The following is a 12,085-nucleotide window of genomic DNA, read 5'->3' as shown; positions in this document are numbered from 1 at the left end:
CCGTGGTTCCGTCGCCGCATCCCGCAGCGAAGGACACCGCCCATGACCGAAACGCCCGAGGATCTCTGCCGCTGGGAGCGCCGCACGGCGCCGGAGCTGCGCGAACTGGCGGCACGGGAGGCGCTGGTGGTGCTGCCCGTCGCCTCGCTGGAGCAGCACGGGCCGCATCTGCCGGTCTGGACCGACAGCATGATCGGCCATGCCTGCTGCCTGCGCGCCGCCGCCAAGGCCGCCGGCGCGGGCGCCCCCGTGGTGGTGCTGCCGCCACTCTGGACCGGCATGTCCGAGCACCATCTCCCCTTCGGCGGTACCATCACCCTGGATTACGCCGCCTTCCGCGCCGTGCTCGCCTGCGTCTGCCGCTCGCTGAAGGCGCAGGGCTTCCGGCGGCTGTTCATGGTGAACAGCCATGGCGGCAATATCGATCCGCTGGCGGTCGCGGCGCGCGAGCTCTGCCTGGAATTCGCCATGCCCGTGGTGGCGACCACCGTCTTCCATGTCGCCGGCCCCGCGCTCGGCGCGCTGCTCGACACCCAGCCCGGCGTGCAGCACGCCTGCGAGGCGGAGACCAGCTTCTGGCTGGCGATCGACCCTAGCCAGGTGCGGCGGGAGCGCATCGCCGAGGCGCTGGCCGATGACAGCACGGCGCATCCCGGCCCCTTCCAGCGCTTCTGGTCCTTCGCCGAGCGGGCGCCCCGCACCGGCGTGCGCGGCGATCCGCGGGCCGCCACGGCGGAGAAGGGCGAGAAGCTGCTGGACCTCGTCTCGGACGCGCTGGCGGCGGCGATGCGCGACCCCCTGCTCTGGCGCGCGCCGGACATGGTCTGGGAACCGGCCCGGGGTCAGGCCGGGTAGGCCTTCAGGCCTTCTTCTCCCAGCCGCGCGCCCCCTGCTGCCAGTAGGTCAGCGCATGGCCGGCGCCGCGGGCGGCCGCCCAGCGGCCGCGCGCGGCGGCGACCGCGGCCTCGTCCTGCCCGTCGAACAGGTCGAAGACGCGGTCGTACTCGCCCAGCCGGGCGCTGGCGGCGCCATCGACCAGGAAGAGGAAGCGGGCGCCGTTCGGGGCCTCGTCCGCCTCGGTCAGCCAGATGGGCTGCAGCTCCGCATGTCCCGTCTGCGGCGTGCCATGCGGCAGCCAGTCGGGATCGGCGCTGAGCCAGAGGGAGGTGTCGAGGCTCGCCAGCCGCAGCGGATCGCCCACCCGCACCACGGCGCGCCCGCCGCCGGCCAGCACCCGGCCGAGCAGCTTCGGCAGCGCCGCCTCCAGCGGCGTGCGGGTCAGGTGGTAGAAGCCGATCTCGCTCATGCCCCGGCTTGTACCATGCCCGCCGCCGGCCATCACGCGGGGCGCGGCGGGTCGGCCCGTACCGTGCGCCTCGATGGTGAGGACGCAGAGCGAATGCGGAGCTGGCCCCGCAGAGCCGGTTGTTCTCCTGCCCGGCCCGCTGCCGGCGGACGGGCGGAGCCCGTGCCACACCGGCGGCCCCGCGGAGCGCGACGGCGCCTTCCCGGTCGCTTCTCGGGACCCCCTCAGATCCGGTGCGGGTCCTCGAAGCGCGCCGCGACGAGCCCGGCCAGCAGCCGCACGCCGAAGCCGCCGGGAAGCGAGAGCGGGGCATCCTCGCCGCGCGCCGCCTCGCCCACCATGCCGGCCATGTCGAGATGCGCCCAGGCCGGCGGGTCGTCGCCCAGGAATTCGTGGAGGAAGGCGGCGGCGTGGCCGGCATCGGGCTGCGCCCGCCCGGAGGGATCCCGCGGCGCGCATTGCCGCAGATCGGCGATGTCGCTGTCCAGCGCCGCGTCTCCGGTCTGCGGCAGCGGCATCGGCCAGAGCCGCTCGCCCACGGCCTCCCCCGCCGCGCAGAGCGCCGCGGCCAGCACCGGGTCGTTGCCGTAGAGGGCGGCGCGGTGGTGGCCCAGCGCCGTGATGGCAGCGCCGGTCAGGGTGGCGAGGTCGATCACCGCCTCGGGCCGGAAGGCGCGCACGGCATAGTTCAGCGCATCGGCCAGGATCAGCCGGCCCTCGGCATCGGTGTCCACCACCTCCACCGTCCGGCCGGAGAGGGTGGCGACGACATCGCCCGGCCGGTAGGCGGCGGCGCCGATGGCATTCTCGGCCATCGGCAGCACGGCGGCGGCGGGGGCGGGGCTGTCGCGCAGCGCCAGGGCCAGCATCGCCCCGGCGCAGGCGGCGGCGCCGGCCATGTCCTCCCGCATCACCTCCATCCCCGCGCCGCGCTTGAGGCCGAGCCCGCCGGTGTCGAAGGTGATGCCCTTGCCGACGAAGACCACCGGCGGCACCGCCAGCCGCCCGGCCCAGCGCAGGACGACCAGGCGGGGCGGATGGGCCGAGCCGCCGCCCACCGCCAGCAGCCCGCCGAAGCCGGCCCGCTCCAGCGCCCGGCGGCCCAGCACCTGCACCGCGATGCCGTGCCGCTCCAGCCGCTTCAGCGCGCGGGCGAAGCGGGCGGGGGTCAAGCGGTTGGCCGGCGTGGCGACCCAGCGGCGGGCCCGCGCCACCGCCTTCAGCATCGCCCGCTCCGCCTGCCAGAGCGGCGCCAGCGCCTCCGGCCGGTCATGCCACAGGTCGAGCCGGAAGCCGCCGGGCGCCGCCAGGGCGAGGCCACGGGCCAGCGCCAGCGCCTGCGCCGGCGACAGGTGGCGGGCATCGAGCACGGCGCGGCGCGTCCCCTCCGGCAGGGCCGGCAGGGCGGCGGCGGCGGCCCGTTCCCAGGCGGGAGGATCCCAGGCGGGAGGATCCCAGGCGGAAGAATCCCAGGCGGAAGAATCCCAGCCGGGAGGATCGGCCTGGTCCGCCGGCACCGGCAGCAGCAGCCCGCCCTCCCGCCAGCAGGGCGCCGCGGGCCGTTCGGCGAGGTCGGGCAGCGGGGCGGGCGCGCCGGGCGGCCAGGGCAGCAGGCGCGGGCGCGCCGCCGCCTTGCGCCCCAGCCGCCCGCGCAGCCGCAGCCGCATCGGCCGGAAGCGCGCCGCCTCGGCCGGCTCCGACGCCACGCTCAGCCCTCGTAGTGCCCGGCCACCAGACGGTCGAGCAGCCGCACGCCGAAGGCGGTCGCGCCCTTGGGCGTGGTCGCGCCGTCCTTGGTGGCCCAGGCGGTGCCGGCGATGTCGAGATGCGCCCATGCGACATGGCCCTCGCGCGTGTCGATGAAGCGCTGGATGAACTGCGCCGCGCTGATCGAGCCGCCCGGCCGGCCGCCGACGTTCTTCATGTCGGCGATGTCGGACCGGATCAGCTTGTCGTAGGCCTCGCCCAGCGGCATGCGCCAGAGCTTCTCCTCGACCTCCGCGCCGGCCGCCAGCAGCTTCTGCGCCAGGTCGTCGTCGTTGCTGAACAGGCCGGCATGCTCGTGGCCGAGGGCGACGATGATGGCGCCGGTCAGGGTCGCGAGGTCGATCATGCAGCGCGGCCGGAAGCGCTCCCGCGCGTACCAGAGCAGATCGGCCAGGACGAGCCGCCCCTCGGCGTCGGTGTTGATCACCTCGATGGTCTGGCCGGAATAGGAGGTCACGACATCGCCCGGCCGCTGCGCCGTGCCGGAGGGCATGTTCTCCACCAGCCCGACCAGCCCGACGACATCGGCCTGCGCCTTGCGCCCGGCGATCGCCGCCATGGCGCCGATGACGGCCCCGGCGCCGGCCATGTCGTACTTCATGTCCTCCATGCCGCCGGCGGATTTGAGCGAGATGCCGCCGGTGTCGAAGGTGACGCCCTTGCCGATCAGCGCGACCGGCGGCGCGTCGCTGGCGGGCCCGGCGCCCTTCCATTGCATGACCACGACGCGCGGCTCGCGCGCGCTGCCCTGCGCCACGCCGAGCATCGCGCCGAAGCCCAGCTTGCTCAGCTCCTTCGGCCCCAGCACCTCGACCTCGACGCCGAGCTTCTCCAGCCCGCGGCAGCGCTCGGCCATCTCCTCGGGGAAGAGCACGTTGGGCGGCTCGCTGACCAGGTCGCGCGCCAGGAAGACGCCGTCGGCGATGGCCGAGAGCGTGGCGAAGGCGGCCTTGGCCTCGGAGGGCGTGGCGCTGGCGAGGGAGAGGCGCACCAGCTTCGGCCTGTCCTCGGCCTTCTCCCGGGTGCGGTACTTGTCGAAGCGGTAGCTCCGCAGCCGGGCGCCGGAGGCGAAGGCGGCGGTCAGCGCGGCGTTCAGCCCGTCGGTCGCGATGAAGGCCTCGGGATCGCCCGCGATCAGCGGCCAGGCCGCCCCACCCGCCGCCTCGGCCGTCCGCGCGTCGGGCGTGGCGCCCAGGCCGATGGCCACGATGCGGGAGAGATGCCCGCCCTTCCCGCCCGGCGCCCAGAGGGTGCAGCTCTGCCCCTTCCGCCCCTTGAAGCCCGCCGCCTCCAGCGCGCGCGTGACGGCACCCTCCGTCGCCGCATCCGCCTCCCGCGCCAGCCCCGCCAGGGTGAAGCCCTCGGCCAGCGGCAGCACCAGGGCGCCGGAGCGGGGAAGGGCGGGCTTGACGAAGAGGATATCGGTCATCGCGGAGTCCTGGCTGGTGCGCGTCGGCGGTGTTGCCCGAACGATAACACCGGGTCGACGGGATGCCAGGGGGAGGAACGCCAAGGGGAGGGACGCCAGGGGGCAGCGCCGCCGCCCCGCGCGGCCATGGCGGGGGCCGGATGCCCTCCTGGCCGCGGGCCGCCCCGGCGGTCGACAGGGCCGTCACGCGAGGGTCCACTGTCGGGCTCGGAGCCTATCGCCACCCGATGCCCCAGCCAAGGCCAGGACATGACCCTCCCCTCGCAGCCTCCTCCGCGGCGCCACGCCTTCGTCGCCGATACCACCGCCCTCCTCCTGTTCTTCACCACCACGGGGGTCGTCAACGAGCGCTTCATCGCCGGCATGAGCTGGGAGCAGGTGGGCCAGGCCCGGCTGCTGGGCGCGGCCCTGATGATCCCCATCGGCCGCCCCTATGGCCTCTGGCGGGACTGGCTGATGCGGCGCGCCCGGCCGGGCCGCCTGTCGCGGCTGCTGTGGGACAGCCTGGCGCTGGTCAGCTTCCAGGTCCCGATCTACGCGGCGATCATCGCGGTCAGCGGTGCCTCGGGGCGAGGCCTGCTGCTCGGGATCCTCGGCGCCACGGCGATGATGCTGGCCCTGGGGCGCCCCTATGGCGCCTTCCTGAACTGGGTCCGGGCACGGTTCGGCCTCCCCCCGGGCGGCATGCGGCCGATGAGCCTGAACGGCTGAGGCCGGCGCGGCGGTCCCCGCAAGACTCGCGCGGCGCGGCTCCCGTGGTGCTACACCCTCCCGCACCATGACCGAGCAAGACCTCCTCGCCCTCGCCGCGCGCCTCGCCGAGCGCGCCGCCGCCGCCATCCTCACCGTGCGCGATGCCGGCTTCGCCGTGGAGCGGAAGGAGGATATGAGCCCCGTCACCGCCGCCGACCGCCTGGCCGAGGCGCTGATCACCGAGGGGCTGCGCGAGGCCACGCCGGAGATCCCCGTGGTGGCGGAGGAGGAATGCTCGGCCGGGATCATCACCGCCGCCGCGCCGCGCTACTGGCTGGTCGATCCGCTCGACGGCACGCGGGAATTCGCCGCCGGGCGGGAGGAGTTCACGGTCAATATCGGCCTCGTCGAGAAGGGCCGGCCGCTGCTCGGCGCCGTCGCCATCCCGGCCACCGGCGAGCTGTTCACCGGCCTCGTCGGCCGGGGCGCGTGGAAGCGCGACGCGGCGGGCGAGCGCCCGATCCAGGCCCGCCGCCCGCCGCCGGAGGGCCTCACCGTCATGGCCAGCCGTCACTACAGGGACGATCCGCGCCTGCCGGAATTCCTCGCCGGGCGGCGGGTGGCGCGCATCGTGCAGATCGGCTCGGCGGTGAAGTTCTGCCGCCTGGCCGAGGGCGTGGCCGATCTCTATCCGCGCTTCGGCCGCACCATGGAATGGGATACCGCGGCGCCCGAGGCGGTGCTGGTGGCGGCCGGCGGCCGGGTGACGAATTTCGACGGCACGCCGCTGGCCTACGGCAAGCCCGGCTGGGAGAACCAGCCCTTCCTCTGCCACGGCGCCGCGTGAGCACCGTGCTGCTGGACCCGGCGGAGGGCGGCGTCGCGCGCGCGGCGGCGCTGCTGCGCCAGGGCGGGCTGGTCGCCTTCCCGACCGAGACGGTCTATGGCCTCGGCGCCGATGCGCGAAACCCGGAGGCCGTGGCGCGCATCTTCGCCGCCAAGGGCCGGCCGCGCTTCAACCCGCTGATCAGCCACTTCCCCGAGGCGGAGGCCGCCTTCGCCGAGGTGGTCGCCGACGACCGCGCCCGGCGCCTCGCCGCGCGCTTCTGGCCCGGGCCGCTGACCCTGGTGCTGCCGCGCGCGCCGGGCAGCCGCATCGACCTGCTGACCGGCGCCGGCCTGCCGACGCTCGCCGTGCGCGTGCCGGCGCATCCCCTGGCCCGGGCCCTGCTGCGCGCCGCCGCGGTGCCGGTGGCCGCGCCCTCGGCCAATCCCTCCGGCCGTGTCTCGCCGACCACCGCCCCGCATGTGCTGGACGGGCTGTCCGGGCGCATCGACGCGGTGCTGGAGGGGGGGGCCTGCGCGGTCGGGCTGGAGAGCACGGTGCTCGACCTCAGCGGCCCGCGCCCGGTCCTGCTGCGCCCCGGCGGCGTGGCGGCGGAGGCGATCGCCGCCCTACTCGGCCCGCTGGACCGCCCGGCGGCGGGCGGCGGGGCGGAGGAGGCCCGCCCCTCCCCCGGCCTGCTGGCCTCGCATTACGCCCCGGTGCTGCCGCTGCGGCTGGAGGCGCGGACCCTTCGCCCCGGCGAGGCGCTGCTGGCCTTCGGCCCTCCCCTGCCGGGCGCCGCGCTGTGCTGGCAGCTCAGCGCGGCGGGCGACACGGTGGAGGCCGCCGCCCGGCTGTTCTCCGGCCTGCGCTGGCTGGACGACGAAGGCCGCCGGCGCGGCCTGACCGGCATCGCCGCCATGCCCATTCCCGCGGGAGGGCTCGGGGAGGCCATCAACGATCGGTTGTCCCGCGCCGCCGCACCACGACCGGAGGCTTGACGCCACGGCGGCAGGGCGGCGATATGGCGGTGGCCACCGGAGCCGCTGGCCGCCGCGCAAGGATGCCTTTCGGGATGCAGCAGCCGATGCAACGGGCACCCCGCCTCACCGTCCCGATTGTCATCTATTCCTTCGCGCGCCCCGACTATCTTGATCGCCTCTGCGCCTCGCTCCGGGCGCAGCAGGGCGTCAGCCTCGACGAGAGCCGCATCCACCTGCTGCAGGACGGCGCCGTCTCGCCGCGTTCCCAGCTCCGCCTCGCCGCCGATGCGGCGATCGAGGAGGCCATCGCCACCTTCCGCCGGCACTTCCCCGGCGGGCAGGTGCATGCCGCGCCGGCCAATCTCGGCATCGCCATGAACCTGCAGCGCGGCGAGGCCCTGGTCTTCGAAGAGCTGGACGCCGAGATCGGCTATTTCTTCGAGGAGGATCTGGAGCTCGGCCCCTTCTACCTGGCCATGCTGGAGCATCTGGCGGCGCAGGCGGCGGCGCTGCCCCGGCTCGGCTACTTCGCGGCCTATGGCCGGCACCGCCAGGCCAGCGATGCCGATCATCCGCGCCTCGTCCAGATGGAGCACCACTGGGGCTTCGGCCTGACGCGCCGCTGCTGGCGCGCCATGCAGCCCTGGCTCGCCCCCTTCCTCGAGGTCTGGCGGCGGATCGACTATCAGGGCCGGCCGCATCTCCATCTGGCCGGCCTGTACCGCGACAAGCCGGTCGCCAGCGCCCTCTCCTCGCAGGACGTGGCCAAGACCCTGGCCTGCTCCGATCTCGGCTTCGCCCGCGTCAACACCGATGTCTGCTACGCCCGCTACATCGGCGAGCGGGGCGAATCCTTCCGCGCCGACAGCTACCGGCGCAACGGCTTCGACCGGATGGACTTCGTCACGCGCTGGCCGGAGACGCCGCCGCACCTGGAGGCGGCGGCGCTCGACCGGCTCGCCGCCGCCCGCCGCGCGCGCGACGTCGCCTATCGCGAGACGCGCTACGAGGCGCAGCTGGCCGAGATGGGGCAGCGGCTCTTCGACCCCGACCGGCCGGCGACGCGGCAGGACATCGAGGAGGTCTGGCGCGTCCTGCTCGACCGCCTGCCGGAGGACGAGGCGTATTTCGCGCGCAATGTCGGGCACCGCACGGTGCGGCAGATCCGCACCACCCTGCTGCGCAGCCGCGAGGGCCGCAGCAAGACCTTCTACCTGCCGCCGGCCGACTGAGCCCTGCTTCCGGTTGCGCCTTGCCGAGGCGCGCCACCAGGACTAGCAACCCCTGTGGGGACGGCACGCGGCAGGCCCCGGATCTCAGGAGACCCTTCCGGCATGGCCGAGACCCCGCGCCCGATCACGGTGCCGATCGTCATCTTCGCCTTCGATCGCGGCCACTACCTCCGACGCTTCTGCGAGTCGCTGAAGGCGCAGCAGGGCGTCACGCTGGATGAGTCGCGCATCGTGCTGATGCAGGACGGCCCGGTCTCCCGCCGCTCCGGCGTCCGCTACGCGGAGGACGCGGCCATGGCCGAGAGCGTCGCCGCCTTCCGCGCCATCTTCCCCGGCGGGCAGGTCGTGGCCAGCACAGAGAATCTCGGCATCGCCTTCAACCTGCGCCGGGGCGAGCGCCACGCCTTCGAGACGATGCAGGCCGAGACGGCCTACTTCTTCGAGGACGATCTGGAGCTGGGCCCCTTCTACCTGCTGATGATGGAGCGGCTGCGCGAGGCCCTCGCCGGCTTCCCCGAGGTCGGCTACTTCGCGGCCTACGGCGATCACCGCGCCAGCCCCGACCCGGGGCGGGTCCAGATCGTGCCGCTGGACCATCACTGGGGCTTCGCCCTGCGGCGCGACGCCTGGCGCCGGGTGGATGCCTGGCTCAAGCCCTATTTCGACATCCTGGGCAGGACCGACTACCCCAACCGCAACCATCTCGGCGTCTTCCGCTGGCTGGAAGGCCAGCCGATGGCGATCGACAAGTCCTCGCAGGATGCCCTGAAGGCCGTGGCCTGCGCGCAGCTCGGCATCGCCCGGGTGATGACCGACATGTGCTTCGCCCGCTACATCGGCGAGAAGGGCGCCTCCTTCAGCGAGAAGCGCTTCCGCGAGCTGGGCTACGACCGGATGGAGGCGGCCACGCGCGGCGACATCCCGCTCGAGGCGCCCGGCGCGGCGCGCATCGCCGAGATCCTGGCGCGGCAGCAGGCGCATTTCCGCCAGTTCCGCGAGCGCGAGTTCGACGGTTTCCTGGCGCGCTATTCCGGCCGCCACTGGGACCCCGAGCGGCCGCTGACGCGGCAGGATGTCGAGGATCTCTACCGCCTGCTGCTCGACCGCCTGCCGGAGGGCGAGCATATCTTCGAGCAGTATGTCGGCCGCCGCTCGGTGCGCAGCCTGCGCGGCATCATGTTCAACAGCCGCGAGTTCCGGGGACGCAACACGGGCGGCTGAGGCGCCGCGGCTTAGCGCAGCAGGGCCGTCAGCGCAGCAGAACGGGCAGCATCAGGTCCAGCCGGAGCCGCCCCTCCCGCGTCGCCGCCAGCCGGCCTTCCGGCGTCCAGCGCAGGTAGTCCTCCTCCAGGCAGGCGGCGAGCATCGCCGGGTCCACCGCCTCCTCCAGCGGGACGCCGGTGCGCGCCGCCAGCCGCGCCGGGTCCACCCCCTCGGAGAGGCGCAGCCCCATCAGCAGCGCCTCGCGCGCGCGGTCGGCGGGCGCCAGGATCTCGGTCCCGGTGATGCCGTGGCCGGTGGCCTCGACACGGGCCAGCCATTCCTCCGGCGCCCGGTGCCGCCGCGCCGCCACCAGCCCTTCGCCCAGGTCCAGCCGCTGGTGCGCCCCGGCGCCGATGCCGATCGTGTCGCCATAGCGCCAGTAGGCGAGGTTGTGCCGGCTCTCCGCGCCCGGCCGCGCGTAGTTCGAGACCTCGTAGGGCAGCAGGCCGTAGCGCGCCGCCTCCTCGGCCGTGGCGGAGTAGAGCGCGGCGGCCTCGTCGCCTTCCGGCAGGACGAAGGCGCCGCGCGCATGCTCCGTCGCGAAGCGGGTGCCGGGCTCGATGGTGAGCTGGTAGAGCGAGAGATGGTCGGCGGCGAGATCGAGCGCCCGGCGCAGCTCGGCCCGCCAGTCCGCCTCCCGCTGCCCCGGCCGGGCATAGATCAGGTCGAAGGAGAGGCGCGGGAAGAGGCCACGCGCCGCCTCCAGCGCGGCGATGGCCTGGACCGCGTCGTGCCTGCGGCCGAGGAAGCGCAGCGCCGCCTCCTCCAGCGACTGCACGCCGAGGCTGGCGCGGTTCACCCCGGCGGCGCGGATCTCGGCCAGGCGCGAGATCTCGACGCTGGTCGGGTTGGCCTCCAGCGTGATCTCGATGTCGGGCAGCGGGTCGAAGAGGCGAAGCGCATCCTCGATGACGGCCGCGACGACGCCGGGCGGCATCAGGCTGGGCGTGCCACCACCGAAGAAGATCGAGGCCAGCTTCCGCCGCCCCACCCGCCCCGCCTCATAGGCCAGCTCCCGCCGCAGCGCGGCGCCGAAGCGCGCGGCGTCGACACGCTCGCGGACATGGCTGTTGAAGTCGCAATAGGGGCACTTGGCGGCGCAGAAGGGCCAGTGGACATAGAGCGCGAGGGGTTCGGACATGCTGGCGGCGATATGGCGCCGACGATGGCCGGAGGGAAGCGCGGCCGCGCGCCGGCCTGCCATCCGCGGGCGGAAGGACATCCGGCCCCTTCCTCTCGCCGCGCTTCCGGTGCGACTGTCGGGGTGTCCGGCCTTCCGTGACCCGGAACCGGACCCGCAGGAGAGAGCCGATGCCCGACCCGATCTCCGCGCCGCCCGCCGGACTGCGCCGCGCGACCCCTGCCGAGGCCGGCGCCGTCCGTGACCTGACCCGGGCCGCCTATGCGCGCTGGGTGCCGGTCATCGGCCGCGAGCCGCGGCCGATGACGGCCGATTACGACCGGGCGGTGCGGGAGCACCGCATCGACGTCGTGGAGCGCGACGGCCGGATGGTGGCGCTGATCGAGCTACGGCCCGAGGCCGACCACCTGTTGATCGTCAATGTCGCCGTCGCGCCGGACTGCCAGGGCCGGGGCCTCGGCCGCGCCCTGCTCGCCCATGCGGAGGCGGTGGCGCGCGGGCTCGGCCTGGCGGAGCTGCGGCTCTACACCAACAGCCGCTTCCTCGAGAACCTGCGGCTCTACGCGTGGCTGGGCTATGCGGTGACGCATGAGGAGAGCCTGCCGCCCCTCGGCGTCGTCATCCATATGCGCCGGCGCCTGGACTGAGGCGGCGGGCCCGAGGGGCGGACCCGGCGGCGCGTCAGCGCCGGCCCAGGGCCAGATGGACGCCGAAGCCGATGAAGACGCCCCCGGTCAGCCGGTCCATCCAGCGCAGCACGGCGGGACGGCGCAGCAGGCGCCCGAGGGGCTGGCTGGCCAGGATCAGGGCGGCGCACCAGGCGATGCCCATCGCCACGTGCAGGACGGCGAGCAGGAAGGTCCAGGGCGCGGCGGGCAGGCCGGCGGGGACGAACTGCGGCAGGAAGGAGATGTAGAAGACGCCGATCTTGGGGTTCAGCAGATTGCTCAGCAGCCCCCTGGCGAACCAGCCGAGGCGGAGCCCGGTGGCCGCCGGCTCCACCGCGAAGCGCTCGCGCGGCCGCCAGAGCAGGCGCAGGCCGAGCCAGCAGAGATAGGCGGCGCCGGCCCATCGCAGCGCCTCGAAGGCGAGCTGCGAGGCGGCCAGCAGCGCCCCCAGGCCGAGCGCCACCGCCGCGCCCCAGAGCAGGCAGCCGAGGTTGATGCCGAAGGCCGCCCGGGCCGCCTGCCGCGCGCCCTCGGCGGTCGCGGTCCGCAGCACCAGCGCGGTGTCGAGCCCCGGCGTCACCGTCAGCAGCCCGGCGGCGAGCAGGAAGGCGAGCAGGGATTGCGTGATGGTCATGCGTGGCTCCGCCCGGCACAGGGCACCCAACCCGGCCGGGGCGGAGCCTAGCGCGGCGCCGCCCGCGGCGGAATCGCCGGGAAGCGATGCCTGATGCGGCCTGACGGCAGGCCGGTCTGGTCCGGGGGCGGCGGAATTCTCCG

The 12,085-nt window shown here is 74.7% G+C and carries 12 protein-coding genes; 7 read left to right on the top strand and 5 right to left on the bottom strand.

Annotated features, from left to right (window positions below; all coding sequences use genetic code 11):
* The first annotated feature begins 42 nt into the window (after positions 1-42).
* Positions 43-855, top strand: a complete 813-nt coding sequence (locus ACF3NH_RS08965; protein ID WP_422922572.1) for a creatininase family protein — start codon at positions 43-45, stop codon at positions 853-855.
* Positions 856-859: 4 nt separating this feature from the next.
* Here ACF3NH_RS08965 and ACF3NH_RS08960 read toward each other — a convergent pair whose 3' ends face one another.
* From ACF3NH_RS08960 to ACF3NH_RS08950, 3 genes are all read right to left on the bottom strand, one after another.
* Entirely contained in the window at positions 860-1,306 is a 447-nt protein-coding gene (locus ACF3NH_RS08960; protein ID WP_198365296.1) for a DNA polymerase III subunit chi, read from the bottom strand.
* A 224-nt stretch (positions 1,307-1,530) separates the two neighbouring features.
* On the bottom strand, positions 1,531-3,012 hold the full coding sequence (locus tag ACF3NH_RS08955) for a leucyl aminopeptidase family protein (protein WP_422922571.1): 1,482 nt from the start codon (positions 3,010-3,012) through the stop codon (positions 1,531-1,533).
* Positions 3,013-3,014: 2 nt separating this feature from the next.
* Positions 3,015-4,502, bottom strand: a complete 1,488-nt coding sequence (locus tag ACF3NH_RS08950; protein ID WP_422922570.1) for a leucyl aminopeptidase — start codon at positions 4,500-4,502, stop codon at positions 3,015-3,017.
* A gap of 249 nt (positions 4,503-4,751) precedes the next feature.
* Between ACF3NH_RS08950 and alaE the strand changes: the two genes are divergently transcribed.
* The 5 genes from alaE (at position 4,752) to ACF3NH_RS08925 (ending at position 9,457) form a co-directional block, all read left to right on the top strand.
* The gene (alaE, locus tag ACF3NH_RS08945) at positions 4,752-5,213 is read left to right on the top strand and encodes an L-alanine exporter AlaE (protein WP_422922569.1); all 462 of its coding nucleotides are present in this window, start codon (positions 4,752-4,754) and stop codon (positions 5,211-5,213) included.
* Between the two features lie 67 nt (positions 5,214-5,280).
* The gene (gene cysQ, locus ACF3NH_RS08940; protein ID WP_422922568.1) at positions 5,281-6,042 is read left to right on the top strand and encodes a 3'(2'),5'-bisphosphate nucleotidase CysQ; all 762 of its coding nucleotides are present in this window, start codon (positions 5,281-5,283) and stop codon (positions 6,040-6,042) included.
* Positions 6,039-7,022, top strand: coding sequence for an L-threonylcarbamoyladenylate synthase (locus tag ACF3NH_RS08935; RefSeq protein ID WP_422922567.1), 984 nt, complete (start codon positions 6,039-6,041; stop codon positions 7,020-7,022). The genes cysQ and ACF3NH_RS08935 overlap by 4 nt, the downstream gene beginning before the upstream one ends.
* A 74-nt stretch (positions 7,023-7,096) precedes the next feature.
* Positions 7,097-8,236: a hypothetical protein gene (locus ACF3NH_RS08930; RefSeq protein WP_422922566.1), complete on the top strand. Its 1,140-nt coding sequence runs from the start codon at positions 7,097-7,099 to the stop codon at positions 8,234-8,236.
* Positions 8,237-8,338: 102 nt separating this feature from the next.
* On the top strand, positions 8,339-9,457 hold the full coding sequence (locus ACF3NH_RS08925; RefSeq protein WP_422922565.1) for a glycosyltransferase family 2 protein: 1,119 nt from the start codon (positions 8,339-8,341) through the stop codon (positions 9,455-9,457).
* 28 nt (positions 9,458-9,485) lie between these two features.
* Here ACF3NH_RS08925 and hemW read toward each other — a convergent pair whose 3' ends face one another.
* Complete coding sequence (gene hemW / locus ACF3NH_RS08920; protein ID WP_422924749.1) at positions 9,486-10,640, bottom strand: radical SAM family heme chaperone HemW; 1,155 nt, start codon at positions 10,638-10,640, stop codon at positions 9,486-9,488.
* Positions 10,641-10,810: 170 nt separating this feature from the next.
* On the opposite strand from hemW, the gene ACF3NH_RS08915 reads away from it, so the two are divergent.
* Positions 10,811-11,287, top strand: coding sequence for a GNAT family N-acetyltransferase (locus ACF3NH_RS08915; RefSeq protein WP_422922564.1), 477 nt, complete (start codon positions 10,811-10,813; stop codon positions 11,285-11,287).
* Positions 11,288-11,321: 34 nt separating this feature from the next.
* Here the strand turns inward: ACF3NH_RS08915 and ACF3NH_RS08910 are convergent, their stop codons facing one another.
* On the bottom strand, positions 11,322-11,942 hold the full coding sequence (locus tag ACF3NH_RS08910; RefSeq protein WP_422922563.1) for a LysE family translocator: 621 nt from the start codon (positions 11,940-11,942) through the stop codon (positions 11,322-11,324).
* Positions 11,943-12,085 lie beyond the last annotated feature (143 nt).

This window comes from Pseudoroseomonas sp. WGS1072, assembly GCF_049340465.1.
GTDB lineage: Bacteria > Pseudomonadota > Alphaproteobacteria > Acetobacterales > Acetobacteraceae > Pseudoroseomonas.
The sequence above is the reverse complement of the archived record's forward strand: the minus strand, read 5'-3'. Positions and strand labels throughout refer to the sequence as shown.

Coding starts and splice junctions, on each gene's coding strand:
- cysQ (WP_422922568.1), top strand. CDS start 5,281: ATGACCGAGCAAGACCTCCTCGCCCTCGCCGCGCGCCTCGCCGAGCGC.
- ACF3NH_RS08965 (WP_422922572.1), top strand. CDS start 43: ATGACCGAAACGCCCGAGGATCTCTGCCGCTGGGAGCGCCGCACGGCG.
- ACF3NH_RS08910 (WP_422922563.1), bottom strand. CDS start 11,942: ATGACCATCACGCAATCCCTGCTCGCCTTCCTGCTCGCCGCCGGGCTG.
- ACF3NH_RS08915 (WP_422922564.1), top strand. CDS start 10,811: ATGCCCGACCCGATCTCCGCGCCGCCCGCCGGACTGCGCCGCGCGACC.
- ACF3NH_RS08960 (WP_198365296.1), bottom strand. CDS start 1,306: ATGAGCGAGATCGGCTTCTACCACCTGACCCGCACGCCGCTGGAGGCG.
- hemW (WP_422924749.1), bottom strand. CDS start 10,640: ATGTCCGAACCCCTCGCGCTCTATGTCCACTGGCCCTTCTGCGCCGCC.
- alaE (WP_422922569.1), top strand. CDS start 4,752: ATGACCCTCCCCTCGCAGCCTCCTCCGCGGCGCCACGCCTTCGTCGCC.
- ACF3NH_RS08950 (WP_422922570.1), bottom strand. CDS start 4,502: ATGACCGATATCCTCTTCGTCAAGCCCGCCCTTCCCCGCTCCGGCGCC.
- ACF3NH_RS08930 (WP_422922566.1), top strand. CDS start 7,097: ATGCAGCAGCCGATGCAACGGGCACCCCGCCTCACCGTCCCGATTGTC.
- ACF3NH_RS08925 (WP_422922565.1), top strand. CDS start 8,339: ATGGCCGAGACCCCGCGCCCGATCACGGTGCCGATCGTCATCTTCGCC.